The organism is Armatimonadota bacterium, from assembly GCA_020354555.1.
Classification (GTDB): domain Bacteria; phylum Armatimonadota; class Hebobacteria.
In genome coordinates this window covers 4,592,350-4,609,998 of record CP070648.1, presented here as the reverse complement: position 1 = coordinate 4,609,998, position 17,649 = coordinate 4,592,350, and the positions used below count along the sequence as shown (strand labels likewise).

The 17,649-nt window shown below is 67.4% G+C and carries 14 protein-coding genes; 1 reads left to right on the top strand and 13 read right to left on the bottom strand.

The genetic code is table 11. The features are described 5' to 3' along the window. The 11 genes from JSV65_18930 to JSV65_18880 form a co-directional block, all read right to left on the bottom strand. A partial coding sequence (locus JSV65_18930) for a (2Fe-2S)-binding protein (protein UCH34567.1) occupies positions 1–1,155 on the bottom strand: 1,155 nt, incomplete at its 3' end. Beyond that, the gene (locus JSV65_18925; GenBank protein UCH34566.1) at positions 1,152–1,538 is read right to left on the bottom strand and encodes a (2Fe-2S) ferredoxin domain-containing protein; all 387 of its coding nucleotides are present in this window, start codon (positions 1,536–1,538) and stop codon (positions 1,152–1,154) included. The genes JSV65_18930 and JSV65_18925, both read right to left, overlap by 4 nt. Positions 1,539–1,575: 37 nt before the next feature. Continuing rightward, positions 1,576–4,632: an NADH-quinone oxidoreductase subunit NuoF gene (nuoF, locus tag JSV65_18920; protein UCH34565.1), complete on the bottom strand. Its 3,057-nt coding sequence runs from the start codon at positions 4,630–4,632 to the stop codon at positions 1,576–1,578. 37 nt (positions 4,633–4,669) lie between these two features. Continuing rightward, positions 4,670–5,182 carry an NADH-quinone oxidoreductase subunit NuoE gene (gene nuoE / locus JSV65_18915; GenBank protein UCH34564.1) on the bottom strand — a complete coding sequence of 171 codons (513 nt, stop codon included), beginning with the start codon at positions 5,180–5,182 and terminating at the stop codon, positions 4,670–4,672. 146 nt (positions 5,183–5,328) lie between these two features. Beyond that, on the bottom strand, positions 5,329–5,934 hold the full coding sequence (locus tag JSV65_18910; protein UCH34563.1) for an ATP-binding protein: 606 nt from the start codon (positions 5,932–5,934) through the stop codon (positions 5,329–5,331). A 10-nt stretch (positions 5,935–5,944) separates the two neighbouring features. Then, positions 5,945–6,727: a PHP domain-containing protein gene (locus JSV65_18905; GenBank protein UCH34562.1), complete on the bottom strand. Its 783-nt coding sequence runs from the start codon at positions 6,725–6,727 to the stop codon at positions 5,945–5,947. 2 nt (positions 6,728–6,729) lie between these two features. Next, positions 6,730–7,065, bottom strand: coding sequence for a serine kinase (locus tag JSV65_18900; GenBank protein ID UCH34561.1), 336 nt, complete (start codon positions 7,063–7,065; stop codon positions 6,730–6,732). Beyond that, on the bottom strand, positions 7,062–7,460 hold the full coding sequence (locus JSV65_18895) for an ATP-binding protein (GenBank protein ID UCH36847.1): 399 nt from the start codon (positions 7,458–7,460) through the stop codon (positions 7,062–7,064). The genes JSV65_18900 and JSV65_18895 overlap by 4 nt, the downstream gene beginning before the upstream one ends. 565 nt (positions 7,461–8,025) lie before the next feature. After that, positions 8,026–8,946, bottom strand: a complete 921-nt coding sequence (locus tag JSV65_18890) for a response regulator (GenBank protein UCH34560.1) — start codon at positions 8,944–8,946, stop codon at positions 8,026–8,028. A gap of 250 nt (positions 8,947–9,196) precedes the next feature. Next, a complete protein-coding gene (locus JSV65_18885) occupies positions 9,197–9,862 on the bottom strand; it encodes a response regulator transcription factor (protein ID UCH34559.1) in 666 nt (221 codons plus the stop codon). Beyond that, positions 9,859–11,310, bottom strand: coding sequence for a HAMP domain-containing protein (locus JSV65_18880; GenBank protein ID UCH34558.1), 1,452 nt, complete (start codon positions 11,308–11,310; stop codon positions 9,859–9,861). The genes JSV65_18885 and JSV65_18880 overlap by 4 nt, the downstream gene beginning before the upstream one ends. Positions 11,311–12,018: 708 nt before the next feature. Between JSV65_18880 and JSV65_18875 the strand changes: the two genes are divergently transcribed. After that, complete coding sequence (locus tag JSV65_18875; protein ID UCH34557.1) at positions 12,019–13,419, top strand: carboxypeptidase regulatory-like domain-containing protein; 1,401 nt, start codon at positions 12,019–12,021, stop codon at positions 13,417–13,419. Positions 13,420–13,465: 46 nt separating this feature from the next. Here JSV65_18875 and JSV65_18870 read toward each other — a convergent pair whose 3' ends face one another. Both JSV65_18870 and JSV65_18865 read right to left on the bottom strand, forming a co-directional pair. Beyond that, positions 13,466–13,867, bottom strand: coding sequence for a hypothetical protein (locus JSV65_18870; protein UCH34556.1), 402 nt, complete (start codon positions 13,865–13,867; stop codon positions 13,466–13,468). A 269-nt stretch (positions 13,868–14,136) separates the two neighbouring features. After that, positions 14,137–17,526, bottom strand: a complete 3,390-nt coding sequence (locus JSV65_18865; GenBank protein UCH34555.1) for a DNA polymerase III subunit alpha — start codon at positions 17,524–17,526, stop codon at positions 14,137–14,139. Positions 17,527–17,649: the final 123 nt, after the last annotated feature.

Sequence of the window (17,649 nt, the reverse complement as noted above, 5' to 3'; positions counted from 1 at the left end):
GTCTACGTCCTGATACCCCGAAGATCGCATCTCCGGTCGCACCGCCTCGAACTTCTTGGCGGTGCACGGCATCACCGAGACCACGACCATGCTGGCGGGGTCAACGCCGGCCTTTTCCGCATAGTACGTCTTGGCTACCGCACCGAACATCTGCTGCGGCGATTTGCAGGTCGAGACGTGCTCCAGCAGGTCGGGGTAGAAGAACTCGATGAACCGAATCCATCCGGGGCTGCACGACGTGATCATCGGCAGCCGCCCGCCATTCGTGAGCCGGTGAATCAGCTCGTGCCCCTCCTCCATGATCGTCAGGTCGGCCGTGAAGTCGGTGTCGAATATGCGGTCGAACCCGAGGCGGCGCAGCGCGGTCACCATCTCATTGGTCACCAGGCTGCCCGCCGGCAGGCCGAATTCCTCGCCGATGGTCGCGCGCACCGCCGGCGCGGTCTGTACCACGACGAACTTGCCCGGGTCGCGCAGCGCGGTCCACACGTCCTCGGTCGCGTCGTATTCCGTCAGCGCGCCGGTCGGGCAGCGGTCAATGCACTGGCCGCAGAAGACACACACCGCGTCGGCAAGTTCCGTGTCGAAGGCGGGCGCGACCTCGCTCTTCCAGCCCCGCTCGAGCACATTGATCGCGCCGACGCCCTGAATGTCCTGGCACACGCGCACGCAGCGGCGGCATAATACGCATTTCTCCGGGTCGCGCACGATGACGCGGCTGGACTCATCCTTCTCAAACTGATTGCGCTCGCCGGCGTAGCGGCGGTCGCGGATCCCCATCTCCTGCGCCAGCGATTGCAGCTCGCAGTTCTGATTGCGGGTGCACGCCAGGCAATCATCGGGATGGTTCGAGAGCAGCAGCAGCACCGTCGTCCGTCGCGCCTCGCGCACCGCGTGGGTGTCGGTGTTGACCACCATGCCGTCGCCGACCGGGTACACGCACGACGGCTGGAGCGCGGCCTGCCCCTGAACCTCCACGAGGCAGATGCGGCACAACCCTTCCGGCGTCAGGTCGGGGTGATAGCACAGCGTCGGGATGTAAATGCCGGCCGCGCGCGCGGCGTCGAGGATGGTGCTGCCCGGCTTCGCCTGCACCTGCTGTCCGTTGATGGTGAGAGTGATTGTCTTGCTATCCACCGCGGTCGTACCTTTCATGCCTTGGCTCCTCCGGCATCGCCCGTAAACAGGACGAATTCCTTCACGACGTTACCGCCCATGATGTGTTCGGCCACGATGCGCCGCGCCGCGTCGGGTGTTACGTCGCCGTAGGTGATGGACGTTTCCCCCGGTCTGAGCACATCCAACGTCGGCTCGCGGTCGCACAGGCCTTTGCAGCCGCTCTGCGTGATCGTGATGTCTTGCAGCTTGCGCTTCTCTATCTCGTCCATCAGCGCCGCCACGACCTCGCGTGCCCCGGCCGCTATTCCGCAGGTGCCCATGGCGACCACCAATCGCGCGCCCCCGGCGCTCTCGCGCGCCGCCAGCGAGGCCCTGACCTCCTGCCTCATCTTCTCCAGATCCTTCACGTTCTTGAGCATCGTGTTGTCTCCTTCGCCTTCTTTGAGCTGCGCGATCTCATGAGCGGTGGCAGTGCAAGCAGCGGCTCGCCTCCGCGATTGCCGTCGTCTCGTCGAATCCCGACTCGACCTCACAGAAGCTCGTCCGCCGCTGGTCGGCCGCCACGCACGGCATCGCCGCGCGCGGACGCTCCTCGACGTCACCCTCGTCCGCCTCACCCTCGCCTTCGGCCGCCGCAGGATCCGGCGGCGCGTGACCGACGAGGATCACCTCCGCGTCCAGCGGCTCGCCGCGCAGGTAGCGGTCAATCGCGCTCGCCGCCCGCTCCCCTTGCGCCAGAGCCTGAATCACCGTCCACGGGCCGCTCACCGCATCCCCTGCCGCGAAGACCCCGTGCGTCGTCGTTGCCAGGGTGTTCGCTTCGGCCTCGACGGTACCCCGGCGGCTGCGCTTCGGCCCGCCGTTGCCGTCGGACGGGACGTCGGGCGCCTGCCCGATGGCGGAGATGACCACATCCGCCTCGATCTCCACCGCGCTGCCGGGTATGGGCTGAGGCCGACGGCGGCCGGACGAGTCGAAGTCACCCAGGGCCATCTGCGCGCACTTCAGCCCGGTGACCTTGCCGTTGCCGACTACTCGCTCCGGCGCCAGCAGGAACCGCAGCTCGACGCCTTCCTGTTCGGCCCATTCGATCTCTTTCTCGTGCGCGGGCATCTCCGCTTTCGTGCGCCGGTACACCAGCGTCACCTTGTCCGCGCCCAGGCGCACCGCCGTGCGCGCCGCATCTATCGCGACGTCGCCGCCGCCGATCACCGCCACGCGCTTGCCGTCGAGTCGGGCGACCTGGCCGGCGTTCGCCTGGCGCAGGAATCGGACACCGTCCGCAACGCCGTCGAGCGCCTCACCGTCCACCCCCAACGCCAGTCCCTTGTGCGCGCCGATCGCGAGCAGGATCGCCTCATGGCCGTCGGCGCGCAGGCTGTCGAGCGTGAACTCGCGGCCCCACGCTTGGTTGGTCCGGACCTCTACCCCAAGGTCGACGAGGTCCTGAATCTCTCGCTCGATCACGTCCCGCGGCAGGCGGTATTCCGGGATACCCCATACCAGCATGCCGCCGAGGCGGTCGCTCGACTCGAAGACGGTGGGCGCGTAGCCGCGCTTGCGTAGGTGGTACGCCGCATTGAGCCCGGCGGGACCGCCGCCGATGATCGCGACCCTGCGCCCGTTGCTCGGCGCCAACTCGGGTTGCCACTTGTGGCCCGACCTGGCCGCCGCGTCCGCCGTGAAACGCTTGAGCGACGCGATCGCAATCGGCTCATCCAACTGGCCGCGCAGGCACTTGCTTTCACAGGGGTGGGTGCACACGCGCCCGCAGATCGAGGGGAATGGGTTGCGCTCGCGCACCAGGTCGGTCGCCTCCGCGAACCGCCCCGCGGCGATCAGCTCTACATAGCCCGGGACGTCCACCCCGACCGGGCACGTGTGCTGGCACGGGGAGCGGAACAGCCCCCGGCACACAGCAGCCGGGCAGCGCTTCTCGCGGATGTGGGCGTCGTACTCCTCGCGGAAATGGCGGATGGTGCTGAGCACGGGGTTGACCGCCGTCTGCCCCAGCCCGCAGAGCGCTGAAGTCTTGACGTTCTCGCACAGCTCGACGAGGCGCTCGACATCGCCCTCCTCGCCTTTGCCTTCGGTGATGCGAGTCACGATCTCGAGCATACGGCGCGTCCCGATGCGGCACGGCGGGCACTTGCCGCACGATTCGTCTTGCACGAAGTCGAGGAAGAACCGCGCCATGTCCACCATGCACGTATCTTCGTCCATGACGATGAGGCCGCCCGAGCCCATGATCGCGCCCAGCTCCTTGAGCGACTCATAATCCATCGGCACGTTGAGGTATTGCACCGGGATGCAGCCGCCCGACGGGCCGCCGGTCTGGGCCGCCTTGAACTTCTTGCCGTCGCGGATGCCGCCCCCGATGTCGTACAGGATCCGCCCCAGCGGCGTGCCCATCGGGATTTCGACCAGCCCGGTGTTGTTGATGTCGCCCGCGAGGGCGAAGACCTTGGTGCCCTTGCTCTTCTCGGTGCCGTACTCGGCGAACCACGCGCCGCCGCGGCGGATGATGGTCGGGACGTTCGCGTAGGTCTCGACGTTGTTGAGCACGGTCGGCTTGCCCCACAAGCCGCGCTGCGCGGGGAACGGCGGCCGCGGCCGCGGCTCGCCGCGCCGGCCCTCGATGGAAGCGAGCAGCGCCGTCTCTTCCCCGCAGACGAACGCGCCGGCGCCGATGCGGATCTCGAGCCGGAAGTCGAAGCCGCTGCCCAGGATGTTCTTGCCCAGCAGGCCCATCTCGCGCGCCGCGTCCAGCGCGACGCCGAGGCGCGCCACCGCGAGCGGATACTCCGCGCGAACGTACACGTAGCCCTGGTGCGCGCCTACGGCATAGGCGGCGATGGTCATCGCCTCGATCACGCGGTGCGGATCACCCTCCAGCACGCTGCGGTCCATGAACGCGCCGGGGTCGCCCTCGTCCGCGTTGCACACCACGTACTTCACTTTGCCCGGGGCGTCGTGGACGAACTGCCACTTGACCCCTGTCGGGAACCCCGCGCCGCCTCGGCCGCGCAGGCCCGACGCTTTCAATTCGTCGATGACCTGCTGCGGCGTCATCTCGGTCAGCACCTTGCCGAGCGCGGCGTAGCCGTCGCGTGCGATGTATTCGTCAATCGCCGCCGGATCAATTAGCCCGCAGTTCTCCAGCACGACCTTACGCTGCTCCAGGAAGAACGGAATCTCGCCGATCGCCGTGACCTGCTCCCCGGTCTCGGGCGCCGTGTAGAGCAGGCGATTCACAACGCGGCCCTTCAGCAAGTGCTGTTCGGCCACGTCCCGGGCGTCGTCGGGCGTCAGACGCTGATAGAACACGCCGTCCGGGTAGACGACCGCGATTGGGCCGAGATCGCAGATGCCCATGCATCCGGTCTCCACGAGTTTGACCTCGCCGTCGAGCCCGAGGCGATTGAGTTCGCCGGCCAGGGCCTGCCTGATGGACTCCTCCCCGGAACTCACGCATCCGGCTCCCGCGCACAACAAGACATGAGATCTATACACCTATGTCGCTCCTCTCAGGTGATATGGAACGAGACTCTCAAGCCGCCTCGGTTCGATACTTGCCCACGAGCTTGCCCGCCTTGGCCGGCGGCACGCGCCGGTAGACGTCCTCGTCCACCGTCATCACCGGCGACAGGCCGCACGCCCCAATGCAGCGTACTGTCTCGAGGCTGAAGTCGCGGTCCTCGGTCGTCCCGCCGACCTCGATCCCCAATTCCTTCTCCATCTGATCCACGATCTTGCGCCCGCCGCGGACGTAGCATGCCGTGCCGAGACAGACCCGGATCGTGTGCTTGCCCCGGGGCACTCGCGTGAAGTAGTGGTAGAAGCTGACCACGCCCTCCACTTCCGCTTCCGTCAACCCCAGCGCGCGCGCGATCCGTACCTGCGCCGTGCGCGGCACGTAGCCGAACAGATTCTGCGCTCGGTGCAGAACCTGGATCAGAGACGCGGAATCCTCCCGGTGCTCGTTGAGCAGGGCGTCGAGTTCCGCGTACAGTTCCTCTTCGCTGCGCTCGCAGGCACACTTACACGCATGTGATCCGCTCATCTACTCGCTCCTTGATCTGGTCGCGCTCCGGGCGACCGACTCACTCCTTGATGCTCTTACGCTTTGTCCAACGTAGTGACTCGTTGATCCGTTCGTGCCCTTCCACTCCTCCGAGCGCCGGCGGCCCCTGCAGTTTCGCCGCGGCCTCACTCGGCGCCGTCGCGCGCTGCCGCGGGCGGCGCTCTCTCCTCAACCGATGGCCCAGCCCGCTCCCGGAAGGCATCCCACTCGCCCGCCAGGTACCGGCGCAGTGCTGCCACGACAGCCGGCTCGTCCAGGCCCGGGCCTTCGCCCAGCGCGGCTCGGAACTCGGCTGTGTCCAAGCTGAAGCACCGGTCGCCCTGGCGGTGCTCGTAGCGCAGGTCGAGCCCGGGATGCACCGCGACCAGCGCCGTCAGCGTCGCGACGACGTCACCCAACGGCGCACGGTCAATGTGCGACAGGCCGAAGCTGCATTCGACCCGGGTTCCTTGACCGGGGGTCGAATGGATCGCGAAGTCGCCTCCGCAACGCGCGGCCGCCGCTCGCAGCAGGCTCAATCCCAGGCCCACCGCGCGCGTCTGCCGCGTCGTGTAGAACGGATCCGCGGCGCGTTCGAGCGCGTCCGGGCCGATGCCGCGCCCGTTATCCTCAACCGACAACGTCATGCGGTCTCGCGTCTCATCCTCGCACAACTCGACGCTCACCCGGCTCGCCCGGGCCGCTGCGGCGTTCTCGACGAGATCCATGATGTGTTGGCAGAGATCGCGCATCGCCGTCTCGTCACCCTCCCAGTGGCACCGCGCAGGCCCGCCGCCCCGCTCTCTGCCGCAGGGCGAGACGAAGCTCAGCCACCGTGGGCTTCGCGAGCCAGAAGTCCGTACACGCCGTGCCGATGTCGTCAAGCCGATGAGCGTCCGAGGCGCGTACCTGCGGCAAGCGCCCGAGATCCGCCTGGGGGCGGGCGGCCAGCGGCAGCGGCGTCCGACCCGGCGGGCCCAGCTCGAGCGCGTCGAATGCCAGATGATCGGGAACGAACCCCAGCACCCCCAGCAGCCCGTACGTCCTCCGCGTGACGTGCGCGGGCACGCACAGCAAGCCCCGCCGCGCGGCCTCCCGACACAGCTCATCCAGCTTGATCGTCGTCGCTTGCAGCAGCAATCTCGTTTCCTGTCTCACCGCGCGTCCCTCGGCATCGAGCAGGGACTGCTCCCCGATCGCCTCGGGACGGTTTGTCGCCGCCGGCAGGTGCGACCACACAAACTCCTGCATCGCCTCGGCGGCCTCCGCGCTGTTGCAGAGACACACGACGTGCACTCCCTCCGCGCTTTCGACCTCGAGGCCCGGCAGAACATGGATCGGCCCGTCCGGCCCTCGGCACTCGGTCGCCGCAATCAAAGCTCGCGCATTGCCCGCCGCGTTATGGTCCACCGCTCCAATCAAGTCAACCTCGCGCTGGCGCGCCGCCGTGATGATCGCCGGCGGCGTCATCGCCTCGCTCGCGCACGGCGACAGGGCCGTGTGCACGTGGAGGTCGGCCCGGTATCGCCTGAGCGCCTGCGCCATCCCTAGCGCACTCCCAGCCCATAGAGCCGACCGGCCACCTCGAAGGATGATGCCGATGTAGTGAGGACTGGAATGCGTTCCTGCTCCGCCTTGCTCAGAGTCTCCGGCTCGGGCTCGAACCCGTGAGCGATCACGATGCCACTCACGCCCGCAAGCGTCGCCACCGCGACCACGTTCGGATGGCACTGCACCGTGACCCAGAGGGCGCCTTTCGCGGCCTGGCTCATGACGACGCTGAGCAGGTCGCACGCGATGCCGCCGCGCACTGCCGCGTCGAGCCCGCTCTCCGCCGCGCGCACCGACAGCCCCAGGTCCTCTGCAACTTGCCGCACGGTCATCGTCGCGCCCCCTCCCGCTGCTCGCGGCGAAAGCGCATCACGATCCGCGTGCCGCCCGCTTCATGGCCGGTTTCGATTGACAGCTCATCGCACGAGCGCGCTATGTTGGGCAGCCCCATCCCGGCGCCAAACCCCATCGCGCGCGCCTTCTCAGGCGCCGTCGAATAGCCGGGGCGCATCGCCTGCTCCAGATCGGCGATGCCCGGCCCGTTGTCCGCCACGCACACCTGCACGTCAGTGGGAGTCACAGCCACGGCGATCGACCCGGACGGCGCATAGATGACGACATTCATCTCCGCCTCGTACGTGGCGATGCTCACCCGGCGAACGATATCGGCGCTCACCCCTGCCGCTTCGAGCATGTCTCGCACGCGGCGCGACGCCTGCCCCGCCATGAAGTAGCCGCCCCCGAGCACCGGGAACCTTGCCTGCGCGGAGGACTCTTCCGCGAGCGGGGTCAGCGGCGCGCACTTGCTCGGCGCGGCGCGCGCGGCGGCGTCGGCCGCTTCCCGACGGCAGGTGTTGATGTCAAGCGCCGTGGCGAACAGCGCCAGCTCTTCTCGGCGGGCCGCAATCACGGCCGCCGCTTCGACTTCGCAGCCGCCGCAGACGACCACCGCCGCCGCTCCGAGCAGTGCCGCCGCGCGTACCACCTGCGTGTTGCCCAGCGGTATCACGAGGGCACAGCCCGGGCTCGCGTCCCGCAGCGCTTCGCTTATCGTGCTCGAACAGCACACCGTGTCGTATCTCTCTCCGCCGGCGCTCGGAGGGGCAAGCGCGCGCGCGCCCAGCCGGGCCGCAAGCTCGCCCAATGCTCCTGCGGACGCGATCATGATGCGGAGCGTCCTCGCCCCTGGGACGCTCGAGGCCAACGTCGTTGGCGACCATAGCTCGGTATGCGAGGATGATGCATGCGCCAAGCCTAGACCTGCCATCTGAACGCAGAACGCCGCCCTTCCATCACGCCGGCTTCGATTTCGCCGGCGCGCCCGCGACGAGACGCCGCACCTTCTCAAGCAGTTCGCCGGGCGCCACCGGCTTGTCAACGAACTCCTGAACCGGCAGGTACTCGAACGGCTCGTACGTGTCGTCGCCCTGGTCAGGGTAGAACCGCAGTTGGCTTCGCTCGTGAATCGCGCTGAGCACCAGGATGGGGATCGCGCGGATCGCCTCGTCGGGATCCTGACGCAGCTCCCACACGAAGTGGAAGCCTTCGGTCCCCTCCGGCATCATGACGTCGAGGATGATAGCGTCAGGTCGTTCCTCCCGCGCGCGCTTGAGGCCGTCGTCCTTAGTGTTGGCGACCAGGACCTCGTACCCGCCGGCTTCGAGCGCCGTCTTCGCGATGTCCACGAAATCCGAATCGTCCTCGACCACGAGCACCCTCGCCTTTCTCTGTGTGGAAACCACCTCTGCCATGATCTCCTCCTTTTCGATCGCGGCGCCCAAAAAGAGCCGCGCGGGGGATGCGGTGCGTACCGCCGCCACGAGTTCCTCCGCTGCGTCCTGAGTGCGCAAGTAGCCGCACGCCCCGGCGCGCAGCGCATGCATCACATGCTCCCGGTCGGCCGACATCCCCACCATCACGATCCGCGGCGGATGTTCCGGCGGACAGGCATCTCGCAGCGCCGCCACGCCGCGGTCCCTGGCCGAGGCGACGTCGAGGATCACCACGTCCGGCTGCAGCGCCCGCCCGGCCACGAGCGCATCCTCGATAACCGCCGCTTCGGCGACGACCTCCAGGTCCGGCTCGCCGTGGATGATGTCACGCAGGCTCTGGCGTACCAGAGGATGGTGACCGACGAGCATGATGCGGAGGTTCCTCTCGGCGCGCTGACCCGTCTGCCGCCCCCGGTCGGGGTATTGCGGTGTTGTGTCCATGCTGTCTCCGCCGTCCGGCTTTCCGCATCAGTTTGTGAAAAGCAGAACAAGCCATACGTAGTATGCCCCATCTGCCGCGAGGCGAATAGTGTAGATCACCGCATTGCGGGTAGCCGCAGTATGCGCAGCGTGGAGGCGGATGGGAGACAGCGCTCAATCACGGATCGGTCTGCGGCGAGGGGGGGTAATGAAAGCGAACGGCGCCCCGCGTGCCGCCGGGGCGCCTCTCGGGATGCGCTATCCTTCGATCCTATTCGTCCATCGACACGATGCCCTTGCGCACCGCGTAGCGCACGAGGCTGGCCTGATCCGTGATGCTGAGCTTCCTCATGATGCTGGCGCGGTGTGCCTCGACGGTGCGCACGGCGATGCCGAGTATCGAGGCAATCTGCTTGTTCGGCCGACCCTCCGCGACCAACTGCAGGACTTCGCGTTCACGAGGCGTCAGCGGCTCGTATTCCTGGGGCTGTCGCGCGGTCTGCACTTCGGCGCGGCGTCGGTGCTCTTCGACCAGTTCCCGGTCAACGCTGGGGCTCAGAAACGGCTTTCCTGGGTCGCCGCCGCGAACGGCGGCGACGAGTTCCGCGTCAGCGTCTTGCTTGCGCACGTAGCCCGCGGCTCCCGCCTCGAGCGCGTGCAGCACGTGCTCCACGTCCGCGTACATGCTGAGGATGATCACTCGGGGAGCGCCCGGCAGCGACGCGATCTGCCGCGTGGCCTCGATCCCGTTGAGACCGGGCATCGCAATGTCCATCACCACCACCCCGGGCCGCAACGAGCGCACTGCCTGTACCGCCTCGCGGCCGTCGCTCACTTCGCCCACCACGTGGAGGTCGGGCTCGGCGTCGAGGATCGCTTTCAGCCCCTGGCGGACGATGGTGTGATCGTCCGCGAGCAATATCATGACGGGTTTCATACTTGCCTCTGTGGTCTCCGCGGCACCGTAACGTAGACCGTCGTGCCCCGGCCCGGCGCCGATTCGATACGAAACGTCCCGCCGAGCTCCTCCGCGCGTCGTTCCATGCTTAATAGACCGATTCCTTTCAGCGTGCCATCGGACCGAGTCACCGCCGCTGTGTCAAAACCCACGCCGTCGTCGGTCACGGTCAGCCGGACGGTGTCCGGCTCGCGCCGCAGGCGCACCACCGCGTGGCTCGCCTGCGCGTGCTTCGATATGTTCGTCAGCGCCTCCTGGCAAATGCGATACAGGGCGGTTTCGACCTCGAAGGGCAGGCGCGGCTCGAACGCGTCGGCCTCCACGGCGACCGTCACGCCGCGATCCTTGAACCCTCGCGCGTAGGACTCCAAGGCGGCGACCAAGCCGAGATTGTCGAGCGCCGCCGGCCGCAGGTCGAAGGCCAATCGCCGCAGTTCGTCGATGCCCTCGTCGGCGAGCCGCTGCGCCTTGAGCAGGTGCTCTCTCGTCGCCTCGGCTTCGGGACTCACCGCGCGGGCGGCCGCCGCGAGGTCGAGCTTGATGGCGGTCAGCGCCTGGCCCAGGCCGTCGTGAAGCTCGCGCGCGATGAGCTCTCGTTCTTCCTCCTGCGCTCGCGCAACGCGCGACGAGAATTCCTCGAGCCGCTTGCTGCGCGCCTCCATCTCGCGCAGCAGCGCGGCCTCCTGCACCAACTCGTGAAACGCGCGTGCGATCTGGGCGACTTCGTCCCGCCCCTCCGCCGCCGGTTCGGGGGGCGCGGCGCGGCCCTGGGCGACTGCGTCAATCTGCGACTGGAGCCGTCCCAACGGCCGGGTCACCGACAGTGACAGCACCAGACCGAGGAAGAGCGCAAGCAAGCCAAGACAAACGATGAGGATCACGGTGAGCGCCCCGGTGCGGCGGGCTTGATCCTGCGCGCGCGCCGCCTCCCGCTGCGCTCCCTCCTCTGCGCGCGCGACGAAGTCGTCGAGAACCGCGGTCACCGCCGCCGCTTTGCCCCGCATCGCCGCGTCAGCCTCCTCGATGCCCTGCGCCTGTCGCGTCGCCACACTCGCTCGGAAGGTCTGATCGAGCAGGTCTACCCGTTCGTCCAGTTGTCGCAGCAGGTCGAGGTCGTCCCGACTCCGCGTCGCGGCTTCCAGCTTGAGGCGCGCGGCGCGCATGCGCTGCGCCTCCCCGCGGGCCTCTGTCAGATACTCGGGGTCGCCCCGCAGCAGGTAGTTCTTCTGCGCTCTGACATGCTGCAGCACGGCCGCTTTCAACTCCAGCCCCGCGACTGCCTGCCCGCAGTACGCATCGAGCGCATCCTGGTAACGCGCGCTGACGTCGCGCAGGCCGTCCAGAGCGATCACCCCGATCACTCCGATCAGGCCCACGACGACAAGGAATCCGCCGATCAGCCTGGCGCTTATGCGGAGGTTAATCACTGCCACTTCCGCCGCCGGTTGACAGAGCAGTCCGCCTCGTCCGCGAAATCGGGTTCATCATCGTTCGTCGCCCGCCGCCGCAGGCACGTGCCCGAGGCAGAATCGTCCACTCCACGCGGCCGTCATTCATTGCTTCGGTCGCAGCAGGCCGAGCACTGCTGCCCAACCACGGTGAACACCAGAGTTATTTTCTCCACCCACCCGCCGCTACCTTCGATTGGCTTTCGTGTCGCAGGCGTCGCCTCATGCGCTCGTGCCACAATCCGGGACGCGGTTGGCCGCTCGGCCATACTCACTTGGTCGCTGAGTCATGCAACGCTTGTCCGCCAGCGCGGACAAGCGAGGCGTCTTGGCGGTCATCGCCGGGGGTCGCGGCCATATGTGCGGCGTCGTTCCGGTGTCCGGTTGCTGATTTCATCGCGCAAGAAGGAGTCGCGCAGCGCGCGCGGAATTGTTAGAAGTGTTACTCCGGCATCTGGCGTCATTGCAGCAACTTTTCTTGCGTCATCGCTGCACAGATCCCGGCCGTCGCGACTCCACGCGGCAGCCAATACCCTGATTGCTCGGAGTCAGATGTTGACGTTGCAAACGTATCTGCCGCATCCCCTGTGCGCGGGTGGGGGGCCGATGCCTACGGGCTTTCCCACTCGACGTCTTGACCGCACGCGGTCATGTTCACTCGGCCGCTCCTTTCCCGCCGGTGCCTGCTTGCTTGCTCTGCTAGCGCTTGTCGCCGGCCTGATCGCAGCTCCCGCTTGCGCCGGGGTCACGCCCGCGGGCACGGTCATCCAGAACACGGCTGCGATTCGCTACCAGGACTCGTCGGGCCGCGCGCAGCCTGCCGCGTGGTCCAACCTCGTCACGGTGGTCGTCAGCGAGCCCGTCGCCGAGGCCGGGGTGCTGGTGACCCCGAGTGCCGGCTGGGGGTACGGAGGGCCCGGCGAGGTCGTCTTCTACGCCGTGGCCGTCACCAACACCGGCAGCGCTCCCGACTCCTTCGACCTCAGCATCCGTTCCGCCGCCGACCCCGCCTGGGCGGTCGCAATCTACAAAGACGACGGCGCCGGAGGAGGCATCCCCGGCAACGGCATACATGAGCCGTATGAGTACAACTCGGCTGCGACCACCGGCGTTCTCGCCGTCAATGCCGTGTTCCGCTGCTTCGTCGCGGTCCTCATCCCGCAGAGCGCCCAGGGCGAGGACGGCGACATCGCCACTCTTTCAGCGACCTCGCGCGCCGACCCCGCCGTTCGCGTGAGGGCCGCCTTCACCACGGCGGTCTTGCCTGCCCCGCTGAAAGGGCAGGTGAAGGATCGCGCTTCCGGCGAATGCTTGATCGGCGCCACGGTCAATGTGTATCGCGACGAGACGTGGGTGGACAGCACCCTCGCCGAGGGGCGCTATGCTATGTACGAGTTCGGCCGCGAGTTGCCCCCAGGACTGTACCGGGTGAGCGCCTCGCGCGACGGATACGTGCGGCAAACCAAGTGGAATATCCCCGTCACCGGGACGGACACCGCCTACGTGAACTTCTTCCTGGAGCCCGCCGTCGCACGGTCTGCACGGCTCACCGGCGCGGTGACAGATGAGGTCACCAGTGCGCCCGTCATCGGTGCGACGGTCCTCGCGTTCAGGGACGGTGACCTGGTGCAGCAAGCCACCACCGGTTCGGACGGCGTCTATGAGATCAGCACCGATCTTCCTGCAGGCGTGTATGCCGTGAAGGTCGCGGCGTACGGCTACGCGGCGGAGGAGGAGCCGGCGGTGTATCTCTTCGCCGGCGAGACGACGGTTCTGAATCTCTCCCTCACGCCGACCGGGGGCGGGGTCGTTGATCCCGCCGACTCTGCGCGGGTGACGGGTCGCGTCATTGACCGGGCGACCGGCGCGCCGATCCCCGGCGCCGCCGTCATTGTGCGCAGCTATGCGTCCGTGATAGGTCGAGCGGTCACCGGGCCGACTGGAACCTACGACATCAGCCAGAATCTCCCGGCGGGGGTTTACGTTGTCGAAGTGTTCGCCTCCGGCTACATACCGCAGGGGGTGTCGGACGTGCGGTTCGTCGCGGGGCGCACCACGATGGTCAACTTCTCGCTGATCCGCTGGTAGGGATGGAACGGTTGGGGGCTCAATCCCCCGTGCGCGCGATCACGCGTTACCGCTGCGGCATCGCTTCGCCGGTCTGGAGGCCGGCCTTCACCTTCCACAGACCGCCTTCCTGGACGAGCTCGATGATCAGCAGTTGCGGCTCGCCCGTGCTCGCGTTGGCGCCACGGGCGATGACCATGGCGGTCTCGGCACCGCCGGCTCCCGCGGGCTCCATGCGCTCTTCCGTCACGTACGTCGCGCCCTTCTCGAAAAACGCGTATGTGGCCTGCCAGCCGGCAGCGCTAAGCCGAGCCGCCTCCGCGGGCTTGGTGTCGTGGGAGCGACCGTGCTTACGGTAGATCTCGTCAATCGCCGCCGTCTCCATCTTCGTTGCCACCAGGCCCAGCAGCGTTTGCTTGTCCTTCGCGTCAAGCGCCTGAATCATCACCTGCGCCACTTCGCTCGGCATGCTCGCCGCCGACAGGCGGTCCGGATACGCAATCGGCGCTGCGCCTCCGCGCCCCTCGGTTTGCTCGCCGCGGTTTCCTGCGCACCCGCAAGCCGCGAGGCCAACTGAGGCCACGAGCGCGGGCAGCCAGGTCGAACCCAGGCGAAGAACGATTGACCGCAATTCCCTGTCACTGTGTCTCATGTCGAGCCCGAGGTTAGGGTTCAAGCGATATGCCCGGGTTTCCTCCCGCGCTGGTATCGACAATCAGCAGGGAGTCGTGGGACGATTCACGTCACATCATCTGCTGTTAGCGCAGCGGGGGTTGATGGATCCCCCCGCCGGTCGAGGCGGCCGGCCACGGTCACGATCGGCTGGCTGAAGATGGCCTCCCCGCAGCGCTGATAGACGGAGTCAAACACCGTCACATCGAGCAGCCCGGTCTCGTCCTCCAACGTGAAGAACACCACCGTGCGCCCGCTCTTCGTCGGCGGGCGGTGGGGGCGAATGATCGTCCCCGCCACTTTCACCCGCCGCCCGCTGCGGGATTGCTTGGCCTGTGCCGCGGTGATGACCCCCTGCCGGCGCAGGCGCTCGCGGATGAGGCCGATCGGATGCTCCCGTATCGCGATGTCCAGGATGTCGAATTCATGATGCCATTTCTCGCGCGCCGAGAAATCGGCGGTTTGGGCTGACCGCAATCCATCACTCCTAGGGGCTGGGCTCCACTCCGGCTCGCCGTCGGGCCGATCAGGAGATCGGTCCCTGCATTCAGTGAGCCGCGGGGGCGCGCCCTCCTCCTCCGCCGCCGCCAGCGCCGCGTCGAGTTCCCATAACGCCTGCCGCCGATTGGGGCACAGCGAATCGAACGCCCCGCACAGAATCATGTTGCGGAGGAGGTCGCGGTCGGCCCGCACCCGCCGGCAGAAATCCTCCAGCGACCGGAACGGCCCATCACTCCGCGCCGTGAGGATCGCTGTCAGCGACGCCTCGCCGATGCCGCGAATCTGAATCAGCCCGACGCGGATGGCCTTGTGCGCAGACTTCGCAGCATCGCTTCGCGCGGCTCGAGATAGGGGCACAGCATGCTGTGCCCCTACAAGCGGCGCGACGGCGGGACGCTCGCCAACCTCCTCCACCGTGAACTTCGCCTGGCTGCGGTTCACGTCCGGCCCCAGGATGTCGATGCCTTTTCGCTTCGCCTCCCAGATCAGCGTATTCGGCGGCCAGAAGCCCATGGGCTGATTGGACAGCAGCGCCGCGTAAAACTCCGTTGGGTAGTGCGCCATCAGGTACGCCGTCTTGTACGCGGTATCGGCGAACGCCGCCGCGTGCGCCTCGCAAAAGCCGTAGCCGGCGTAGGCGTGAATGTAGGAGAAAATCTCCCGCGCCACTTGCTCCGTCACCCCGCGCTCCCGCGCGCGCCGGATGAACTGCTCGCCGATGCGCTCCATGTTCTCCCACGAGCGCTGGTGCGTCATCGCGCGGCGCAGTTGGTCGGCCTCCCCTGGCGTGAACCCCGCGATCTCGGTGGCGATCTCGATCACCTGCTCCTGGAACAGCACCACGCCGTAGGTCTTCGACAGAATCCGCTCCAGCGCGGGATGAAGATACGTCACCGGCTCGCGCCCCGACCTCCGCGCGAGGTATGGGTCAACCATGTTCGCCAGGATCGGCCCCGGCCGGATGATGGCCACGCTCGCCACCAGGTCCTCGAACCGGTCCGGCTTCAGCCGCGCGTGCAAGGCGCGCTGCGCCGGGCTCTCGAGTTGGAACAAACCGACCGTTTCGGTCGAGGCGACGAGGTCGTAGGATTCCTTGTCGTCATATGGGATCGCCTCGTAGTCGAACCCCGGCTCGCGCGCCCCGATCGCGCGCACGCTGTCCTCCACCGCCGAGAGCATGCGCAGGCACAGCAGGTCGAGCTTGATCAGCCCCAGGTCTTCGACATCGTCCTTGTCAAAGTGCATGACGGGCATGCCCTTGGCCGCCATTTGCAAAGGCGAGACGTCCATGATCGGCGCGCCGGTGATGACGATGCCGCCGAGGTGGGTCGAGAGATGCCGAGGGAAGCCGGCCACCGCCTTGCAGATTTCCATCAGCTCTCGATACCGCTCGCGGGGGATATCGCTGTCGCGCAGCTCGGGCACGGCGTCGAAGGCGGCGTCAATCGCATCGGCCGGCAGGTAGGGGAGGCGGCTGGAGAGATGATCCAGATCATCCAGGGGAAACCCCATCGCCTTGCCCAGGTCGCGCACCGCGCTGCGCGCGCGGAAGGTGTTGTACGTCGCGACCGCGCCGACGTGCTCCCGGCCGTATTTGGCGATCACGTAATTCGTGACGTCGTCGCGGCGCTCGGCCTGGAAGTCGAGATCAATGTCGGGCGGCGCCGCGCGCTCCAGGCTCATGAACCGCTCGAACAGCAGCCCGCGCGCGACGGGGTCAACGCTCGTCAGACTCAGGCAGTAGGCGACCAGGCTGTCGGCCGCCGAGCCGCGCCCGGCGCAGCGAATGCCCTCGCGGCGGGCGAACTGCGCCAGATCCCAGACCGCGAGGAAGTAATCCTGGAAGCCGAGTTGGCGGATGACCGAAAGCTCGTGGCGCAGGCGGCGGGCGACTGCGCCCTTGATGTCTCCGTAGCGCTTGCGCGCGCCTTGCCCGGCCAGGCGTTCGAGCATCTCATAAGCCGTTTCCCCCTCCGGCACCGGGTATTTCGGGAAGCGATATTCGCCGGGATCCAACGCCGGCTCGCATATCTCCGCGATGCGCCCCGCCGCCTCCAGTGCCTGCGGGTAATCGCCGAAGAACTCCCGCATCTCCCGCTCGGAGCGGAAGTATGTCTGCGCGTTGAGGCGGCGCTCGGGGTGCACGTCGTCCAGCTTGGTCAGCGTGCGGGCGCAGGTGAGGACGTCGTGGATGAGAAAATCGTCGCGGCGGCGATGATGCACGTTGTTGGTGGTCACGAGTTTTACGCCCAGGTGCGCGGCCAACTCCGCCAGCCGGGCGTTGAGGTCCTTCTCCCCGGGCAGCAGGAGGTGCTGCATCTCCAGGAAGAACCGGTCGGGGCCGAAGACGTCGCGCAAGCGCTGCGCCGCCTCTTCCGCCTCGGCGAATCGGCGCTGCGAAATGAGCGATGGGACTTCCCCTCTCCTGCACCCCGACAGCGCGATGATGCCCTCGCTGTGGTCGCGCATCACCTCCGGCAAAGTCGCGGGCTGGAGCCGCGGCTGCGAGAGGTGGGCGTGGGTCAGAATGCGGCAGAGGTTGGCATAGCCCCGGGAGTTCTGGGCAAGCAGAGTGAGGTGATGGGGAGGCTTTGGTATCTGCCCTGGCGGTGCGACCGGTCTTGGATCTGCACGCCCGCGAAACCCTCTCCCTGTCGGGGAGAGGGCAGGGTGAGGGTGCATGAGCCCGCCGTCGCCCCCTCTCCCAGGTCTCTCCCCGGAAGGGGGAGGGGCAATGTCAGCTGTCGCGCCCACCGTCACCTCCGCTCCGATGATGGGCGTGATGCCGGCGGCGATCGCGATGTGGTGAAAGCGGACGGCGGCGGAGAGATTGTTGTGATCGGTTACGGCCAGCGCCGGCATGTCAAAGGACGCCGCGGCTTCGACCAGATCCTCGATGGCGCTGGCCCCGTCGAGAAACGAAAACGGCGAATGGACGTGAAGATGCACGAACATCGTTCTTCATTCAACCACAGAGCACACAGAGATAGTCATATCGGGCGCGCGATCTTCGAATCGCGCGGATCTATAGAGTCTCGGGTATTACCGGAGCACCGGTAATGCCCGCAGACTCTTCCG

Excerpts from the sequence above, each read along its gene's own strand:
- JSV65_18925 (UCH34566.1), bottom strand. The coding sequence starts at position 1,538 with ATGCTCAAGAACGTGAAGGATCTGGAGAAGATGAGGCAGGAGGTCAGG.
- nuoE (UCH34564.1), bottom strand. The coding sequence starts at position 5,182 with ATGAGCGGATCACATGCGTGTAAGTGTGCCTGCGAGCGCAGCGAAGAG.
- JSV65_18910 (UCH34563.1), bottom strand. The coding sequence starts at position 5,934 with ATGCGCGATCTCTGCCAACACATCATGGATCTCGTCGAGAACGCCGCA.
- JSV65_18905 (UCH34562.1), bottom strand. The coding sequence starts at position 6,727 with ATGGCGCAGGCGCTCAGGCGATACCGGGCCGACCTCCACGTGCACACG.
- JSV65_18900 (UCH34561.1), bottom strand. The coding sequence starts at position 7,065 with ATGACCGTGCGGCAAGTTGCAGAGGACCTGGGGCTGTCGGTGCGCGCG.
- JSV65_18895 (UCH36847.1), bottom strand. The coding sequence starts at position 7,460 with ATGGCGGGGCAGGCGTCGCGCCGCGTGCGAGACATGCTCGAAGCGGCA.
- JSV65_18890 (UCH34560.1), bottom strand. The coding sequence starts at position 8,946 with ATGGACACAACACCGCAATACCCCGACCGGGGGCGGCAGACGGGTCAG.
- JSV65_18885 (UCH34559.1), bottom strand. The coding sequence starts at position 9,862 with ATGAAACCCGTCATGATATTGCTCGCGGACGATCACACCATCGTCCGC.
- JSV65_18870 (UCH34556.1), bottom strand. The coding sequence starts at position 13,867 with ATGCCGAGCGAAGTGGCGCAGGTGATGATTCAGGCGCTTGACGCGAAG.
- JSV65_18865 (UCH34555.1), bottom strand. The coding sequence starts at position 17,526 with ATGTTCGTGCATCTTCACGTCCATTCGCCGTTTTCGTTTCTCGACGGG.